Genomic DNA, 17480 nt, shown 5'->3' with positions numbered 1-17480 from the left:
TAAGCGTGCCGCTTTCGGCATCTTACTTCAGCCAGAACGCCTTACTGCACTCCAGCCACGCCCGCGCGCTGTGCGACATGTACACGCCTTCCCGCCAAATCATTCCCAGTTCCCAGCGTAGATCGCTTTGTAACAGTATCCAGCAAAAGCTCTGCGGGTCGAGGCGCTGGCAAATCGGCTCCGGTAAAATCGCGACGCCAATTCCGGCCTGTACCATCGCGGCCAGAAAATCCCACTGTCCGCTGCGCACGGCGATACGCGGCTTAACTTCATGCTGAGTAAATAGCCGCATCAGCTGCTGGCTGAGGGCGAAATCCTCGTTGTAGATCACCAGCGGATGTGCGGCGAGCGCTTCCGGCGACAACGAACTGATGCCTTCCCACTGCGCCGTTCTCGGCGTCAGCACGCAGAGCGGATGGCTGAACAGCGAGAGCGTGGTTAAGCCGCTGGCCTCATCAACGGGAAGCGCGGTCATGGCTAAATCCAGTTCACCGTTGCTTACGGCCTGCTGCACGGTCAGCCCGCCGAATTCGGAGATTTTCAATTCCACACCCGCATAGCGCTGGCGAAAGCGGCTAATCGGTTCGGCCATCAACATCCCGACCATCGGCGGAATGCCGAGACGCAGTACGCCCTTATGCAGATGATTAATATCGCTTAGCTCCGACTCCAACTGATGAAATTCACCAAGGATGGCCTGTCCGCGCTCGAAAACTACCCGACCGGTATCGGTCAGCAGCAGCCGACGACCGTCGCGGATCAGCAGCGTGCAGTTCAGCTCATCTTCCAGATTCTTGAGCATCTTACTGATGGTCGGCTGCGTGACGAACAACTTCTCCGCTGCGCGGGTAAAGCTTTGCTGGCGCACCACTTCGACAAAATAGCGCAGCGTTCGGATATCCATAATTATTCCCTGAGACTATACCTGTGATGATTTTAATTCATTTCTGCCGGGCCCGGCGGCTCTCTATACTGCTCGCCTGTCTTCTTTTTCAGGAATACCGCTCATGGCCTTTGCGCCAGCTCGCGTGACGCCCTTCGTTATGCAACGTCTTCAGGTACCTGTTCAGGTACTGATCTACGCCGGACTGTTCGTCTGCGCTGACTATTTTGTTAACTGGCTGCACCTGCCGCTTCCGGCGAACCTTGTCGGCATGCTGATGATGTTGACACTGATAGTCTGCCGGGTGATCCCTTTAAACTGGGTACGCGCCGGCGCCCGCTGGCTGCTGGCCGAGATGCTGCTGTTCTTCGTGCCGGCGGTAGTGGCGGTCGTCAACTACGCGCAACTGCTGATGGTGGAGGGCTGGCGCATCTTTCTGGTGATTGGCTTAAGTACCATGATGGTGCTGGGCGCGACGGCATGGGTGGTTGATAAAGTGTATCGCTATGAAGTCAGCAGGATGAAACATGAGTGATTTCCAGCTGAGCGTCCTGTGTCTTCTTGTCACGCTGGGGCTCTATTTTGCCAATAAACGGCTTTATCGCCGCTTCCATAAACTGCCCCTGATGCCGCTGGTTTTCACCCCGATCCTGCTGGTGATGATGCTGGTATTCGGCCATATCTCTTATCAAAGCTATATGGGGGAGGCCCACTGGCTGCTATGGCTGCTGGGCCCGGCGACTATCGCTTTCGCCGTGCCGGTGTATGACAATCTGGCGATTATTAAACGCCACTGGATGTCGCTGACGGCCGGAGTAACGACCGCGTCGGTTGTTGCGGTGACCAGTTCGGTGTGGCTGGCGCGGCTGTTTACCTTGCCCGATGAGATCCAGCGTAGCCTGGCGGTACGTTCGGTGACCACGCCCTTTGCGCTGGCGGCAGCTAAACCGCTGGGCGGTCAGCCTGATTTAGTCGCCCTGTTTGTCGTGGTCACCGGGGTATTCGGCATGGCGGTGGGTGATGTGCTGTTTCTGCGTCTTTCTATTCGCGAAGGGATGGCTAAAGGAGCGGGTTTCGGCGCGGCATCCCACGGCGCCGGTACCGCGCGATCTTATGAACTGGGGCCGCAGGAGGGCGTCGTCGCCAGCCTGGTGATGATGCTTTCCGGCGTTGTGATGGTATTGGCCGCGCCGCTGGTGCGCTGGGCAATGTTCTGACTATTATTTTCTGTGGTTTGTCCTCCGCAAGGAAATAGACCACAGAAAAAATATATATCATCAATATTTATTTCAGTTGTCATTTCATATTTGATATACCTCAACCAATATAATCAACACTTGAATCGTTGAAAACATGAAGTCATGTAAAAGTAGATGAAGTTTATCCACCGATGTTAATCTCACTTATTTTACGTTTAAGTGTAACTAAATGTTTCAAAATCGCCTCATTTTAACTTGATTCACAAATATAAATCACTATATTTATTTGCAGTATGAATGAGTGGTTTTTGCAATCTGTTGTTTTTATTTGTTTATTTTTAAATCATGTCTTTATCTTATAGGTTAATCTCATTTATGATTTTAGGATTATTCTTCATTAGTTATTGAGGGTTATCTTGTTTTTGGATATCTTATTGAGGTGAGCTTTTATTATTGAATGGATTCATGTGGAGCTTGAGCTTTTGCTCCAATATTTAAAATAATATTGTAAGCAGGCAGTTTATTTCCCTAAGCGCTGATATAACTTATAGATTGAGTTGATGCCTGTTTCCCTTCTCTAATAGAGTGCCATAAACAATTGATGGACTGATTGTTAATCTTAATAAACAGGAGAATACCAATGAAAATGAATGCAATAACTCTGGCTAAAATAGTCGCCTTCTCTGCGGGCTGCTCACTGGTGACAATGGCGCAGGCGGATAACACCATTACTTTTACCGGCACGGTCTCTGATACTACCTGTACAGCTACTATCGATAACGGCGTCTCATCCATTGAGATGGGGACTTCCTCCGTCGCGGATCTGAAGGCGAATACTTATGGCGCGGCCAAGAATTTTTCTTTCACCCTGACCGGTTGCCCGAAAGTGGCTGATGGCGGTAACGCTAAGGCCAGAGTCACCTTTGGCGGTGAAGCCGATGAAACTAATAGCGATTACTTTAAGAACCAGGCTTCCGCATCACCTGCGACGGGCGTTGCCGTAGCTATTTTTGATAACCAGGGTGCGCTGCTTAAAAATAATACTGAAGGCGCCGATGTGGATATTTCCTCCGGCGCTGCGACCATTCCTTTCACCGTAAAAATGGCGAAAGCAGGCAGTGCTGAACCGACTAAAGGCGCCGTTCAGACAACGGTAACCTACAACGTTACGTACTATTAATTCAGACGCTAATAAATACCAAGGGAAAGGGTAACTCTTTCCCTTACTGGACTCCATTATGAACAGATTATTCTACTTTATTTGTTTTTATTTGTGTGCGTCTGCGGCGCAGGCAAGCGTAGTCGTGGGCGGCACGCGGGTGATATTCGATGGCACACAAAAGTCGACGACGGTATCTGTTCAAAATAAGGATAATGTGACCAATATCGTTCAATCCTGGATCTCCGTTGTCGATGCGGCCTCGCCAGCGAAAGATTCATTCATCACAACGCCTCCGCTATTTCGCCTGAAGTCCGGAGAGCAAGGATTTGTACGCATTCTACGTTCGGGTAAACCTTTAGCGGAGGATCGGGAATCCATGTTCTGGTTGAATATTAAAGGGATTCCCGCCATGGAGAACGCGCCGGACAAAAATATGGTTCAGTTTGCGATTAATTCCAGGATAAAGCTTATTTTTCGACCCGCCGCATTGAAAAGCGCCATACCAGAAAATTTTGCCGAAAAGCTGCAGTGGTCTGCTGAAGGGCGAGATATAAAAGTGAAAAATGTTTCTCCTCTATATATGAATTTCTCTGAAGTTTTGGTGAACGGCAAAGCAGTACCTGAAGCGTGGCTTGTTGCCCCCTTTTCAACAATAAAAATACCGGTAGCAAATGCCTCTTCTGCGGGCAAAAAGAAAATCACATGGAGCGTGATCAATGATTATGGAATGCCTGGACCGAAATATACCGCCATCATTCAATAACGTTGGAAAGCGTTATACCTTTTTATTGACCAGCGGCTATGCCGCCTTCATTTTCAGCTTTGCCACAATACCTCTCCCGGCGATGGCAGGTGAGTACTTCAATCCCCACCTGCTGGAGGTAAACGAAACCGGTACCTCCGCCGTTGACTTAACCTATATTTCTGAAGAGACGATTCCGCCAGGTGACTACAACCTGGATGTCTATATTAACCATACGTTTGTGGCTTCTGAGTCCGTCATTTTTACGCGACAGGATCAAAATAACGCCGCTTCATCCCGGCCATGTCTTTCCGTCGCGCGCCTGAAAGAGTGGTCGATTAAAACCGAAGATTATCCTGAGCTTACCGTGGCGGGTTCGGAGTGCGCAAAACTGTCTGCGATCCCCGGATGGGAGACAGCGGTACAGCTCTCGCAACAACGAATCGACTTTACCTTACCCCAGGTGGCTTTAGTGCACCGTCCGCGGGGGTATGTCCCGGAAAGCCGATGGCAGCAGGGCATTACCGCCGGGCTATTGAATTACAACATTTCCGGGCAAAAAACCGATCCGCGAGATGGAGGCGTTTCCACCTCCAGCCAGTTTGTCAGCCTGCAGCCGGGGTTGAATGTTGGGCCGTGGCGTTTACGTAATTACAGCACCCTCAATCATAATGACGATGGCAGCCAGTGGGACTCCGTCTATAGCTATATTTCACGCGATATCCACGCCCTGAAAGGTCAGCTGATAGTGGGGCAAACCTATACTTCTTCGGCGGTGTTTGACAGCATCAGCTTCACCGGCCTGCAACTGAACTCTGATAAAGAGATGCTCCCGGACAGCCTGAACGGCTTCGCACCGGTCATAAAAGGCATCGCGCGCTCGACCGCAGACGTGACGGTTTATCAAAACGGATACAGCATTTATAAAACAACGGTCTCTCCCGGCGCCTTTGAGATAAACGATCTTTATCCCACGGGAAGCGCGGGCGATCTCTACGTGACGGTGAAAGAATCAGACGGTAGTGAGCAGAGCTTTGTGGTGCCGTTTGCTTCACTGGCAATATTACAACGTGAAGGGCAGGTTGATTACGCTTTCAGCGGCGGCAAGACGCGCCCGGGAAGCGCGGGCGGAAAGGAGTATCAGTTTCTACAATCCAACGTTGCCTGGGGAGCGTTGAGCAACGTCACGCTGTACGGCGGCTTTCAGCAATTAGAGGATAAATACAGTAATCTCCTGCTGGGGGCCGGGTTTAATTTGGGTTCAGTCGGGGCGCTCTCTTTTGATGCTTCTCAGTCCTGGGCTGACATAAAAGAAAATTCCTCATCGGATAACGCTTCATCCAGCGAAGGGCAGTCATACCGCGTGCGCTTTAGTAAAGATTTTCCACAGACGGGGACAAACTTTTCCGTTGCCGGGTACCGTTACTCAACGCATGGTTATTATTCTCTGCAGAACTTTATCGATCGGGCGGACTCTCATCGCGCCTGCTGTTCGTCATCCGGTCGGACTAAAGACCGCTTTGACGCTTCAGCGTCGCAGATTTTCTCCGGATTCGGTTCACTCTCCCTTTCGCTGGTCAGTGAGTCTTACTGGGATAACTCGCGGATGGAGTCGCTGGGCGTGAGTTATAGCAATACGTTTGGCCGGATGTCCTACTTCATTAACTACGCCTATAACCGCAATGTGCAGAGCAGCGGCCAGAATGAAAATAGCTCGCCTTCCAGCGACAGCATTATTTCGCTAACCGTGAGTATTCCTTTCGGCGCCGATATATCAGCCAGCTACAATATGAACAGCAGCCGGGTGGGAGACACCACTCACAGTCTTGGTTTAAATGGCTCCGCTTTCGCCGATCGTTCTCTGAACTGGAACGTGCAGGAGGGATATAACGCCAGCGATAAAAGCACCTCAGGGAACATCAACCTCAACTACCAGGGCTCAAAAGGTGAAGTCACCGCCGGATACGGTTATGACAGCAACAGCGCCCACTATAATTATTCGCTACGCGGTGGGATGCTCGCCCATTCCGGCGGGATAACGCTGTCACGCTATCTGGGCGAGAGCGTTGCGCTGATTGAAGCGCCTGGCGTCAGGGATATCGCGGTACGCGGGCAGACTAACGTCATGACCGATTCTGCCGGGTATGCCGTAGTGCCTTTCGTTCGTCCTTATCATGAAAACAATCTCTCCCTTGATGAACAGCAGGTCTCGGGAGCGGAAATAGATAATATCGTCAGAACGGTGGTCCCGACGCGCAATGCGATCGTAAAAGTTAAATATGATACCTGGATTGGCTATAAGGCCATGATGACCTTGCAATTTCATCATAAAGATGTGCCGTTTGGCGCGGTGATTACGCTAGAGGATGAAAGTCAGGAGTATAAACAAAAACGCAGCGCTATTGTCGGTGATTCCGGGCAGGCCTATTTGACCGGGCTGCCAGAAAAAGGCCGCTTATTTGTGAAGTGGGGCGATGCTTTAACTCGCCAGTGTTATGTCAATTATGATTTATCATCTAACAAATCAATTGACGATATTGTTTTTTATACGGCGGATTGCCGATGAACAATCTCAATATATTGTGTTTTGAGCACACCACTAAAATGATAGCGATGCGGATACACCATGCTCAATCGCCATTGCGGCTAGCGATAGCTGCAATAGCAGGGCTACTGGCCAGTGCTTCATCTGCCTGGGCCTATGACGCTACGAGTACCGTCAATTTTAATGTCACCGGCAATATTGAAGAACCTGTCTGTGAGGTTTTTGTAAAACCGTCCAATGCTATCAGCCTGGGGACGGTTTCTTCTCAGCGTCTGACCGGTAAACCGGGGGCCAGTAGCGATACCACAACCGTTTCCCTGGCATTTGATAACTGCTCAACCGGTACGTCTTCAGTGACGATAACGTTTAGCGGCGCTCCGTTTGATCGTACTTATCCCGCAATTTATGTCAGTGAGCTGATTGATGGGGCAAAGGATGTTGGCTTACAGCTTGTGAGTGCCGCGGATGGGAAAACGCTGGGTCCAAACGAGAGTTATACCTATGCATTTACGGCCTCCCCTGGCGGGCACGCCTTTGATATGGCGGCCAGAATGTATACGCCATACGGCAAAGTAACGCCAGGAAACGTTGCCTATACGGTCACTTTCAACGTGTCATACAAATGACGGAAGGTGTTTAGGGATATATATGAATAAATATTTTTTATTACTATTGATGTTGGTTTTCCCTATTTATGGTTGGTCCTGTAGCTCTGGGGCCAATTATGGTGATGTGACGATGGCAAATCTACCCGAACAAATATTAATTAATGCGGGGAGTTATTCTGCCGGAACGGTCCTTTATGACTCCGGGAGAATAACGCGTTCGAATACTCAGGTCTGGAACTGTGAGGGGAAGATGTATGCCCGTTTTGAATGGTCTTCAGCAAATGCAGGCGCACTTACTGGCGATCATATCTATACGACATCCGTACCGGGTATTGGTTTAAGAGTGAAAGTCTGGCTGAATATTACCGGTGAATATGATGGCGATACTGACGATTTTCTCCCTGATTACACTGAGCATTATATTGGCGACTCAGAGTTTTATCTTGGAAAACCAGGGGGGTTTTTAGATTACTATGCCACAACAAACTATTCCCCCGCCTACCAGCTACAGCTGGTGGCCACGGGAGGCGCAATCGCCAGCAACAGCTCTCTGTCGATAAAGGACCCTATCTCATCGGTTTCGCTTAAAGATAGCACTGGCACGATGGTTATTTCCCAACTGCACATCAGCGGTACGACGCAAATCAAGCTGACGCCGATGGGCTGTACGGCAGGTACGACCGCGCTGAATTTCCCTATGGGCTCCGTGAAAACGAGTGAGTTTACTCTTTCCTCGACAGCCGGCTCCGCCCAGCAAACGCTGATGCTTTCCTGCGAGCCCGGAACCAATATATCAATGCGTGTGACGGCGACTGAAGCCGACGGCGATAATCCGAACAGGAGCGTTATTGCGTTAACGGCGGGGGAAAACGTAGCAACCGGTGTGGGTGTGCAGTTAAGCCTCAACGGGAAGGTTATACCGTTAAACACCAGTTTTTATTTAAGTACATCCAGCAGAAGTGTAACGTTGAATGCCGGAGCTGAGGCCAGCTACGCAACCTTCACCTACCCGAATAATCCCGGCGGCGCTGCTGCATCGAACTCGCTCATCTTTTCAACTAACTATTACAAAACCGGGGCTGAAGTGACGCCTGGAACGGCCAACGCCAGCGGAACGATAACATTCACTTATAACTAGAATCACCCCTACCCCAGCCGTCAGGCCGGGGTAGGGGTAATCATTAATGCGCCTGACCTTTCTCAATACCGATCCCGGTCTGCGAACGAATAAACTGGGCGCGGAACAGTTCACGCTCGCGCGCGCCTTCCGCGGAGCTATCGGTAGCAGAGAAGAACCAGATACCGATAAAGGCCACGGCGATAGAGAACAGCGCCGGATATTCATACGGGAATATCGCCTTTTCGTGACCGAGGATCTGCACCCAGATAGTCGGGCCGAGGATCATCAAAATCACCGCGGTCAGCAGACCCAGCCAGCCGCCAATCATCGCCCCGCGCGTGGTCAGCTTCGACCAGTACATCGACAACAGGATAATCGGGAAGTTACAGCTGGCGGCGATGGAGAACGCCAGGCCGACCATAAAGGCGATGTTCTGATTCTCGAACAGGATACCCAGCAGAATCGCCACCACGCCGAGGATCAGTACGGTAATTTTCGACACCTTGAGTTCCTGACGCTCGGTCGCGCCTTTGCGGAACACGTTAGCGTACAGGTCGTGAGACACCGCCGATGCGCCCGCCAGCGTCAGGCCAGCAACCACCGCCAGAATCGTGGCGAAGGCGACCGCTGAGATAAAGCCAAGGAACAGGTTGCCGCCGACCGCATCCGCCAGATGTACTGCCGCCATATTGTTGCCGCCGATAAGCTGCCCGGCCGCGTCTTTGAACGCCGGATTCGCCCCCACCAGCATGATGGCGCCGAAGCCGATGATAAAGGTCAGAATATAGAAGTAACCCATAAAGCCGGTGGCATAGAACACGCTCTTACGCGCTTCTTTGGCATCGCTCACGGTGAAGAAACGCATCAGAATATGCGGCAGACCCGCGGTGCCGAACATCAGCCCGAGGCCGAGCGAGAGCGCCGATATCGGATCTTTTACCAGTCCGCCGGGGCTCATAATCGCCGAGCCTTTCGGGTGCACCGCCATTGCTTCGGTGAACAGATTATTGAAGCTGAAGCCGACGTGCTTCATCACCATAAAGGCCATAAAGCTGGCGCCGAACAGCAGCAGGACCGCTTTAATAATCTGCACCCAGGTGGTGGCGAGCATGCCACCAAACAGGACGTAGAGCACCATCAGCACGCCGACAAGCACTACCGCGACGTGGTAGTTGAGGCCGAACAGCAGTTGAATCAGCTTACCCGCGCCGACCATCTGGGCGATGAGGTAGAGCGCCACTACCACCAGCGAACCGCAGGCGGAAAGGGTGCGAATCGGCCCCTGTTTGAGACGATAAGAGGCCACGTCGGCAAACGTGTAGCGGCCGAGGTTACGCAGGCGTTCGGCGATCAGGAACAGAATAATCGGCCAGCCGACGAGGAAACCGAGCGAGTAGATCAGCCCGTCGTAGCCGGAGGTGTAAACCAGTGCGGAAATACCGAGAAACGAGGCCGCCGACATAAAGTCGCCGGCAATCGCCAGACCGTTCTGGAAACCGGTAATGTTGCCGCCCGCGGTGTAGTAGTCGCTGCGTGAACGTACGCGTTTTGACGCCCAGTAAGTGATATACAGCGTCAGGGCGACAAAAATCAGGAACATGATGATCGCCTGCCAGTTGGTCGGCTGGCGCTGTACCGCGCCGGTGAGGGCATCTGCGGCATTGACGGTCAAAGGGAGCGTGGCGGCGAGCGCCGTCAGGACTTTCTTCATGATGCTTTAACCTCGCTGAGAATGCTTTTTGTCAGCCGATCAAATTCACCATTTGCCCGCCAGACGTATATTCCGGTTAATACGAAAGAGATAACGATCACGCCGATACCAATCGGAATACCCCGGGTGACGCTGGTTCCCGCATGCAGCGGCGTGCCCAGCCAGCCGGGGGCAAAGGCGATAAGCAGAATAAAGCCCACATAAATCACCAGCATAATCAGTGACAGGATGGCGGCAAACCTTTGCCGGGCTGCAACAAGCTCCTTAAAATGCGCACTATTTTCTATCCGCTGACAAATCTGATCGTTCATCATAGCGTCTCCAGAGGTTCCCTTTTGTCATCCACGCGCCGGTCGTCGGCAACACTTATCCCCCCGGCAGTTAACTGTCGGGAGTCAGCCTGTTTACCGCTTTCCTGCTACCTGAAATCCTTGGGGAGTGGGTATTTATATCCTCTCCCCTGGTGGGGAGAGGGTGTAGGGGATCGGTTAGTTTATGATGGCATAGCGATGGCCTGCTTCTCTTCGAGCAGTTTTTCCACCACGCCAGGATCGGCAAGCGTTGAGGTATCGCCGAGATTATTGGTATCGCCCGCGGCAATTTTGCGCAGTATACGGCGCATGATTTTGCCCGAACGGGTTTTCGGTAACGAATCGGTCCAGTGCAGTACGTCCGGCGTCGCCAGCGGGCCAATCTCCTTACGGACCCAGTTGCGCACCTCGGCGTAGAGCTCCGGCGTCGGTTCTTCGCCATGGTTGAGAGTGACGTAAGCGTAAATGGCCTGGCCTTTAATGTTATGCGGAATACCGACCACCGCCGCTTCGGCGATTTTCGGATGCGACACCAGCGCCGATTCGATTTCGGCGGTTCCGAGACGGTGGCCGGAAACGTTCAGCACGTCATCGACGCGACCGGTGATCCAGTAGTAGCCATCTTCGTCACGGCGCGCGCCGTCGCCGCTGAAGTACATATTTTTAAAAGTCGAGAAGTAGGTCTGTTCGAAGCGTTCGTGGTCGCCAAACAGCGTACGCGCCTGGCCCGGCCAGGAGTCGGCGATCGCCAGGTTACCTTCGGTGGCGCCTTCCAGCGGCGTGCCTTCGTTATCCACCAGCACCGGCTGAACGCCGAAGAAGGGACGCGTCGCGGAACCGGCCTTCAGCTCAATGGCGCCGGGCAGCGGGGTGATCATAAAGCCGCCGGTTTCGGTTTGCCACCAGGTGTCCATCACCGGGCACTTCTCGTTGCCGATCTTCTTCCAGTACCACTCCCAGGCTTCCGGGTTGATTGGTTCGCCGACGGAGCCGAGAATGCGCAGGGAAGAGCGGTCGGTGCCTTCAATAGCCTTATCGCCTTCCGCCATCAGTGCGCGGATCGCCGTGGGGGCGGTATAAAGAATGTTGACCTGATGCTTGTCGACCACCTGGCACATGCGCGCCGGGGTTGGCCAGTTCGGTACGCCCTCGAACATCAGCGTCGTCGCGCCGCAGGCCAGCGGACCGTACAGGAGGTAGCTGTGGCCGGTGACCCAGCCGACGTCGGCGGTGCACCAGTAGATGTCGCCCGGATGGTAGTCAAAAACGTATTTAAACGTTGAGGCCGCATAGACCAGGTAACCGCCGGTAGTATGCAGTACGCCCTTTGGCTTACCGGTCGAGCCGGAGGTATAAAGGATAAACAGCGGATCTTCAGCGTTCATCTCTTCAGGCTGGTGTTCCGCGCTGGCTTTCTCAATCAGATCGCTCCACCACAGGTCGCGGCCTTCCTGCCAGTCGATTTTGCCGCCGGTACGTTTAAACACCACCACGTTTTCGATGCTCTTCACGTGCGGGTTTTTCAGCGCGTCGTCGACGTTCTTCTTCAGCGGGATCGCGCGACCGGCGCGCAGGCCTTCATCAGAGGTGATCACCAGGCGGGAGTTGGAATCGATGATACGTCCGGCGACTGCTTCCGGTGAGAAGCCGCCGAAAATCACCGAATGGATAGCGCCGATGCGGGCGCAGGCCAGCATGGCCACCGCGGCTTCCGGCACCATCGGCATATAGATAGCCACGACATCGCCCTTTTTAATGCCGAGGTCGAGCAGGACATTGGCAAAGCGGCAGACATCACGGTGGAGTTCGCGATAAGTGATATTTTTGCTCTGGCTGGCGTCGTCGCCTTCCCAGATGATGGCCGTCTGGTCGCCGCGCTCCGCCAGATGGCGATCGAGACAGTTAGCGGCCAGGTTAAGGGTGCCGTCTTCGTACCATTTGATGGAGATATTACCCGGCGCGAACGAGGTGTTTTTCACGCGCGTGTAGGGCTTGATCCAGTCGAGAATTTTGCCCTGCTCGCCCCAGAAGGCATCAGGGTCGGTGACGGACTGCTGATACTGCGCCTCGTACTGTTCCGGGTTAATCAGGCAGCGTTCCGCAATATTAGCGGGAATAGAGTGTTTATGTATTTGGCTCATGGCTTTTTTTCTCCTGTAGATTGTTAAATATATGTCAAATAAACGTTAATAGTAGGGGCTTTGGCGGCTTTGTTTGCTATTTGGGGGACAGATCACGCATTGATTGAACTGAATGAAAATCAATCAAATGAAACTTTGAGGTGAAATAATTTCTGAAATGGATTTATAGAAAATGAATTTATTAAATATTTTTTATAACAAATACTTATGCAAGATAAGGTGGGGATATTAGCGAGTTTATGCATAAAACCAGAGTAAACCGCTGTTCTTAAAGACTTGCGCAGCATGCCGTGCAAATGATACTGATATTGCGCGTTAAATAACCCCATAAAGCAACGCAACACAATTCATACCCCTTTCAGTGGGTGCCATTACCTCCTGGAATGGCGCCTTTCATCGAGGAAGTCTGTAGTGAAGAAAAAAACAAAAGTCAGCCTGGCCTGGCAAATTTTGCTGGCTCTGGTGCTGGGCATACTTCTGGGCAGTTACCTGCATTACCACGCCGAAAGCCGTGACTGGTTAATCTCGAACCTGCTGACCCCGGCGGGCGATATCTTTATCCATCTGATTAAAATGATCGTCGTACCGATCGTCATCTCGACCCTGGTGGTCGGCATTGCCGGCGTAGGCGATGCGAAGCAGCTGGGCCGTATCGGCGCGAAAACCATTATCTATTTTGAAGTGATCACCACGGTGGCCATCGTGCTGGGGATTACCCTGGCTAACGTCTTTCAGCCAGGAAGTGGCATTGATATGTCGCAGCTGGCGGCGGTGGATATTTCGAAATATCAAAACACCACGGCAGAAGTACAGAGCCACGCGCATGGCCTGATGGGCACCATCCTCTCGCTGGTACCGACCAATATCGTGGCTTCGATGGCGAAGGGCGACATGCTGCCGATCATCTTCTTCTCGGTGCTATTTGGTCTCGGTCTTTCCTCGCTGCCCGCTACCCATCGTGAACCGCTGGTCACGGTGTTCCGCTCTATCTCTGAAACCATGTTTAAAGTGACGCACATGGTGATGCGCTACGCGCCGGTGGGCGTGTTCGCGCTGATCTCGGTGACCGTGGCGACCTTCGGCTTCGCTTCACTGTGGCCGCTGGCGAAGCTGGTGATTCTGGTGTATTTCGCCATTCTGTTCTTCGCGCTGGTGGTGCTTGGCATCGTGGCGCGGGTATGCGGACTGAGCATCTGGACCCTGATCCGCATTCTGAAGGATGAGCTGATTCTGGCCTACTCTACCGCCAGCTCCGAGAGCGTGCTGCCGCGTATTATCGAGAAGATGGAAGCCTACGGCGCGCCAGCGTCGATCACCAGCTTCGTGGTGCCGACCGGCTACTCCTTTAACCTCGACGGCTCGACGCTGTATCAGAGTATTGCGGCTATCTTCATCGCCCAGCTGTACGGTATTGATCTGTCCATCTGGCAGGAAATTACCCTCGTGCTGACGCTGATGGTGACGTCGAAAGGGATTGCCGGCGTACCGGGCGTCTCCTTCGTGGTGCTGCTGGCGACGCTGGGCAGCGTGGGCATTCCGCTGGAAGGTCTGGCGTTTATCGCCGGCGTTGACCGTATCCTCGATATGGCGCGTACCGCGCTGAACGTGGTGGGCAACGCGCTGGCGGTGCTGGTTATCGCCAAGTGGGAACACAAATTTGACCGCAAAAAAGCGCTGGCGTATGAGCGTGAAGTGCTGGGCAAATTTGATAAAACGGCGCAATAAAACAGAAAGCCCGGTGACATCGCACCGGGCCTGAGAGAAAAGCGTCGCGTTTCTGTCGGCGGCTAACGCCTGACCCGGCCGAAACACTCCAGCCAGATCGGCTGGTGAACATCTCCAACAAGCCCGGCGTATGGGCTGCGCCGGGCTTTTTCTTATCTTTTACTTATCCTGTCGAACTCTTCACAGCCGGTATCAAACCCCTCCTGACAGCTAACGTTGAGCCAGTGCAGCGCTTTCTGCCGGTTCGGTTCGATAAAGCCTTTTTCCCCCTGCAGGAAAAGCATCCCGGCCCAGTATTCGGCGTAGCCGGTACGGGAGAGGGCAGAGCTCTCTTTAAAGTACTGCGTCGCTTTGACATCATCTTCCGGAAGATGAACGCCGCTGGCGTAAATCAGCCCCAGCAGCATCTGAGCGTCAACGGCTGAATCGCTTTCCGGATCCTGCGCGGCGTGCTGTAAGAGAGTGATGGCGTGGGGGTAGTTCGGCGTACCGGCCTGCTGGTTCACCAGCACCCGGGCGAGAACAATTTCCCCCGCCTTGCTGCCTGTTTGTACGGACTTTTCCGCCAGCACTTTAGCCTGGTGGTAGTCGGCCTGCTGAGGATTGCGGATTTTGAGCTGGGCCAGCAGCGCCAGCGCGTCGCCATCGCCGTTGTCTGCGGCTTTCTGCGCCCAGAATTCGGCCTGGGGAAAATCGCCGAAACTGACGTAAGTATCCGCCAGGTAATATTGTGCACGTGGATCGCCGGCTTCGGCCTGCTGTCTATACTGGCTACCTGGTTCCATGGCGCCTGAGGTGAAGCTTGCTATCACCAGCAGTAAATAGAGGTATTTCATTTTTTATTATCGGTAGAGGACATAACGAGCAGTATAAAGGCAGGGGAAGAAGAAGAAAACGCCGGGAACTCGTGGGGGATACTTATGGTTTATCCGAATAATCGTGTCGTCTGTTTCCCCGGGGGCGGCGCCGACGCGCCTTGCCCGGGCTACAGATTCACAGTCGTCTGCGGTCCGTTAGCCCGGATAAGGTGTTAGCCGCCATCCGGGGGGATTGATTCACAGTCTTCTGCGGTCCGATAGCCCGGCCAGGTGCGAAGCACCGCCTCCGGGGAGGCGGTCCGATTAACCCAGCGCGCTTTCGCGCAGGCGGGCTTTCAGCTTGTTGTACTCATCAATGACGTACTGCTCAGCGGCACGCTGGTCGGCAATCGGCTCAACGTTGACGGCGCAGTACTTGTACTCCGGCGTTTTGGTTATCGGGCTCAGGTTCTCGGAAACCAGCTCGTTACAGGCGCCAATCCACCACTGGTAGGTCATATAGACCGCCCCTTTATTCGGACGATCGCTGACCTGCGCGCGGGTGATAATACGGCCCTTACGCGAGTTCACCCACACCAGCGCCTCATCCTCAATGCCCAAACGTTCGGCATCGGCGGTGTTGATTTGCGCATAGCCAGGTTCATCCGCCAGCGCGGCCAGCGCCGCACAGTTACCGGTCATCGAACGGCACGAGTAGTGGCCGACTTCGCGCACCGTCGACAGCACCATCGGGTACTCGTCGGTGAGTTTGTCAATTGGCGCGACCCAGTCGCAGGTGAAGAACTGCGCCAGACCGTTCGGGGTATCGAACTTCTCTTTAAACAAATAAGAGGTCCCCTGATCGGCGTCGGACTCATCGCGGCACGGCCACATGACGTAGCCTAACTCGCCCATTTTCTCGTAGGTGGCGCCGTAGAAATCCGGACACAGATGCCGCAACTCGTCCCAGATCTCCTGGGTGTTGTTGTAGTGCATCTTGTAGCCCATCCGGGTAGCGATTTCGCTGATAATCTGCCAGTCGGTTTTCAGGTCCCATTTCGGCTCTACCGCTTTAAAGAAGCGCTGGAAGCCGCGGTCCGCTGCGGTATAGACGCCTTCGTGCTCGCCCCACGAGGTGGACGGCAGGATAACGTCGGCCGCTGAGGCGGTTTTGGTCATGAAAATATCCTGGACGATAACCAGTTCCAGATCGTCGAATGCCTTACGCACTGCGGACAGCTCGGCGTCGGTCTGGAGCGGATCTTCCCCCATAATGTACGCCGCCCGAACCTCGCCATGCGCCGCGCGGTGCGGCAGCTCGCTGATGCGGTAGCCGGTGTGCGCCGGCAGGCTATCGACGCCCCAGGCTTTGGCGAACTTCTCGCGGTTCTCCGGGAACTTAACGTATTGATAGCCCGGATAGGTATCCGGCAGCGCGCCCATGTCGCAGGCGCCCTGAACGTTGTTCTGGCCGCGCACCGGGTTGACGCCGACGCTCGGCTTGCCGAGGTTGCCGGTGAGGATCGCCAGGCTGGTCAGCGAACGTACGGTTTCCACGCCCTGGTAGAACTGGGTCACGCCCATGCCCCACAGGATCGCGGCGGATTTCGCGCTGGCATACATACGGGCGCAGGCGCGGATCTCCTGGGCGCTCACGCCGGTGATCTCTTCCACCGACTCTGGCGTGTAGCCTTCGACGATTTTGCGATACTCTTCGAAGCCCTCAGAACGGCTGGCGACGAAGGATTTATCGTAGAGGTCTTCTTCGATAATCACGTGCCCGATAGCGTTGAGCAGCGCGATATTCGAGCCGTTCTTCAGCGCAATGTGCATATCGGCAATGCGCGCGGTTTCAATTTTACGCGGATCGCAGACGATGATTTTTGCCCCGTTGCGTTTGGCGTTAATCACATGATTCGCCACAATAGGGTGTGAATCTGCCGGGTTATACCCGAAGATAAACACGAGATCGGTATTGTCGATCTCGGTGATGGCATTACTCATAGCGCCGTTACCGACCGATTGGTGCAGACCTGCAACCGATGGGCCGTGTCAGACGCGAGCGCAGCAGTCGACGTTATTGGTACCAATAACGGCGCGCGCGAATTTTTGCATCACATAGTTGGTTTCGTTACCCGTTCCGCGGGACGAGCCGGTAGTCTGAATCGCGTCCGGGCCATATTTCTCTTTAATAGCGCTGAGGCGAGTGGCGACGTAATCGAGCGCCTCATCCCAGGAGACGGATTCCAGCTTGCCGCCGCGCTGGCGACGGATCATAGGGGTTTTCAGGCGCGGGGTAAGGATCTGGGTATCGTTAATGAAGTCCCAGCCATAATAGCCTTTCAGACACAGGGTTCCCTGGTTGGTTTTCCCCTGTGCCGCCTCCGCCCGAACGATTTTGCCGTTATCGACCACCAGGTTGATTTTGCAACCTGATGCGCAATACGGACAAACCGTGACGACTTTTTTCATCGGTCTTGCTCCAGTTAATCAATTGGCGCATACGCGCTATCGCGCCGTCACTATGCATCTTCTA

General features: G+C 53.7%; 14 protein-coding genes. 8 read left to right on the top strand and 6 right to left on the bottom strand.

The window, feature by feature from the left end:
* Nucleotides 1–22: 22 nt before the first annotated feature.
* Nucleotides 23–904 (bottom strand): LysR family transcriptional regulator, encoded by an 882-nt coding sequence (locus tag ABLV12_RS13450; RefSeq protein ID WP_016808426.1) that lies wholly within the window; start codon nt 902–904, stop codon nt 23–25.
* 103 nt (nt 905–1007) lie between these two features.
* On the opposite strand from ABLV12_RS13450, the gene ABLV12_RS13445 reads away from it, so the two are divergent.
* The 7 genes from ABLV12_RS13445 to ABLV12_RS13415 all read left to right on the top strand — a co-directional run bounded on the left by ABLV12_RS13445 (nt 1008) and on the right by ABLV12_RS13415 (nt 8277).
* Entirely contained in the window at nt 1008–1418 is a 411-nt protein-coding gene (locus ABLV12_RS13445; protein ID WP_004109448.1) for a CidA/LrgA family protein, read from the top strand.
* Nucleotides 1411–2100 carry an LrgB family protein gene (locus ABLV12_RS13440; RefSeq protein ID WP_016808425.1) on the top strand — a complete coding sequence of 230 codons (690 nt, stop codon included), beginning with the start codon at nt 1411–1413 and terminating at the stop codon, nt 2098–2100. Before ABLV12_RS13445 ends, ABLV12_RS13440 begins: the two co-directional genes overlap by 8 nt.
* Nucleotides 2101–2722: 622 nt before the next feature.
* Nucleotides 2723–3262 carry a fimbrial protein gene (locus tag ABLV12_RS13435; RefSeq protein WP_004117262.1) on the top strand — a complete coding sequence of 180 codons (540 nt, stop codon included), beginning with the start codon at nt 2723–2725 and terminating at the stop codon, nt 3260–3262.
* A 58-nt stretch (nt 3263–3320) separates the two neighbouring features.
* On the top strand, nt 3321–4007 hold the full coding sequence (locus ABLV12_RS13430) for a fimbrial assembly chaperone (RefSeq protein ID WP_064396625.1): 687 nt from the start codon (nt 3321–3323) through the stop codon (nt 4005–4007).
* The gene (locus ABLV12_RS13425) at nt 3961–6552 is read left to right on the top strand and encodes a fimbria/pilus outer membrane usher protein (RefSeq protein ID WP_064396623.1); all 2592 of its coding nucleotides are present in this window, start codon (nt 3961–3963) and stop codon (nt 6550–6552) included. Before ABLV12_RS13430 ends, ABLV12_RS13425 begins: the two co-directional genes overlap by 47 nt.
* Nucleotides 6549–7157 (top strand): fimbrial protein, encoded by a 609-nt coding sequence (locus ABLV12_RS13420; protein ID WP_004117270.1) that lies wholly within the window; start codon nt 6549–6551, stop codon nt 7155–7157. The genes ABLV12_RS13425 and ABLV12_RS13420 overlap by 4 nt, the downstream gene beginning before the upstream one ends.
* A gap of 22 nt (nt 7158–7179) precedes the next feature.
* Nucleotides 7180–8277 (top strand): type 1 fimbrial protein, encoded by a 1098-nt coding sequence (locus ABLV12_RS13415; protein ID WP_064396621.1) that lies wholly within the window; start codon nt 7180–7182, stop codon nt 8275–8277.
* 43 nt (nt 8278–8320) lie between these two features.
* On the opposite strand, the gene actP is transcribed toward ABLV12_RS13415, so the two are convergent.
* From actP to acs, 3 genes are all read right to left on the bottom strand, one after another.
* Nucleotides 8321–9970: a cation/acetate symporter ActP gene (actP, locus tag ABLV12_RS13410; RefSeq protein WP_004109434.1), complete on the bottom strand. Its 1650-nt coding sequence runs from the start codon at nt 9968–9970 to the stop codon at nt 8321–8323.
* On the bottom strand, nt 9967–10281 hold the full coding sequence (locus tag ABLV12_RS13405; RefSeq protein ID WP_004127871.1) for a DUF485 domain-containing protein: 315 nt from the start codon (nt 10279–10281) through the stop codon (nt 9967–9969). Before ABLV12_RS13405 ends, actP begins: the two co-directional genes overlap by 4 nt.
* 182 nt (nt 10282–10463) lie before the next feature.
* Nucleotides 10464–12422, bottom strand: coding sequence for an acetate--CoA ligase (acs, locus tag ABLV12_RS13400; protein ID WP_348867101.1), 1959 nt, complete (start codon nt 12420–12422; stop codon nt 10464–10466).
* A 411-nt stretch (nt 12423–12833) separates the two neighbouring features.
* Here acs and gltP point away from each other — a divergent pair, with 411 nt between their 5' ends.
* On the top strand, nt 12834–14147 hold the full coding sequence (gene gltP / locus ABLV12_RS13395) for a glutamate/aspartate:proton symporter GltP (protein WP_004109428.1): 1314 nt from the start codon (nt 12834–12836) through the stop codon (nt 14145–14147).
* A gap of 152 nt (nt 14148–14299) precedes the next feature.
* On the opposite strand, the gene ABLV12_RS13390 is transcribed toward gltP, so the two are convergent.
* Together ABLV12_RS13390 and fdhF are read right to left on the bottom strand one after the other, a co-directional pair.
* Complete coding sequence (locus ABLV12_RS13390; protein ID WP_004109426.1) at nt 14300–14983, bottom strand: tetratricopeptide repeat protein; 684 nt, start codon at nt 14981–14983, stop codon at nt 14300–14302.
* 285 nt (nt 14984–15268) lie between these two features.
* Nucleotides 15269–17416 carry a formate dehydrogenase subunit alpha gene (gene fdhF / locus ABLV12_RS13385; protein WP_077598988.1) on the bottom strand — a complete coding sequence of 716 codons (2148 nt, stop codon included), beginning with the start codon at nt 17414–17416 and terminating at the stop codon, nt 15269–15271.
* Nucleotides 17417–17480: the final 64 nt, after the last annotated feature.

Origin of the sequence: Klebsiella sp. CN_Kp100 (assembly GCF_040065315.1) — a bacterium.
In the GTDB taxonomy this organism is placed as follows: domain Bacteria; phylum Pseudomonadota; class Gammaproteobacteria; order Enterobacterales; family Enterobacteriaceae; genus Klebsiella; species Klebsiella oxytoca.
Note: the sequence above shows the minus strand (reverse complement) of the source record. Positions and strands in the feature narration are given on the sequence as shown.

What these genes read in the sequence shown, in the direction of transcription:
- ABLV12_RS13450 (WP_016808426.1), bottom strand. Translation starts at nt 904, where the DNA reads ATGGATATCCGAACGCTGCGCTATTTTGTCGAAGTGGTGCGCCAGCAA.
- ABLV12_RS13445 (WP_004109448.1), top strand. Translation starts at nt 1,008, where the DNA reads ATGGCCTTTGCGCCAGCTCGCGTGACGCCCTTCGTTATGCAACGTCTT.
- ABLV12_RS13440 (WP_016808425.1), top strand. Translation starts at nt 1,411, where the DNA reads ATGAGTGATTTCCAGCTGAGCGTCCTGTGTCTTCTTGTCACGCTGGGG.
- ABLV12_RS13435 (WP_004117262.1), top strand. Translation starts at nt 2,723, where the DNA reads ATGAAAATGAATGCAATAACTCTGGCTAAAATAGTCGCCTTCTCTGCG.
- ABLV12_RS13430 (WP_064396625.1), top strand. Translation starts at nt 3,321, where the DNA reads ATGAACAGATTATTCTACTTTATTTGTTTTTATTTGTGTGCGTCTGCG.
- ABLV12_RS13425 (WP_064396623.1), top strand. Translation starts at nt 3,961, where the DNA reads ATGATTATGGAATGCCTGGACCGAAATATACCGCCATCATTCAATAAC.
- ABLV12_RS13420 (WP_004117270.1), top strand. Translation starts at nt 6,549, where the DNA reads ATGAACAATCTCAATATATTGTGTTTTGAGCACACCACTAAAATGATA.
- ABLV12_RS13415 (WP_064396621.1), top strand. Translation starts at nt 7,180, where the DNA reads ATGAATAAATATTTTTTATTACTATTGATGTTGGTTTTCCCTATTTAT.
- actP (WP_004109434.1), bottom strand. Translation starts at nt 9,970, where the DNA reads ATGAAGAAAGTCCTGACGGCGCTCGCCGCCACGCTCCCTTTGACCGTC.
- ABLV12_RS13405 (WP_004127871.1), bottom strand. Translation starts at nt 10,281, where the DNA reads ATGAACGATCAGATTTGTCAGCGGATAGAAAATAGTGCGCATTTTAAG.
- acs (WP_348867101.1), bottom strand. Translation starts at nt 12,422, where the DNA reads ATGAGCCAAATACATAAACACTCTATTCCCGCTAATATTGCGGAACGC.
- ABLV12_RS13390 (WP_004109426.1), bottom strand. Translation starts at nt 14,983, where the DNA reads ATGAAATACCTCTATTTACTGCTGGTGATAGCAAGCTTCACCTCAGGC.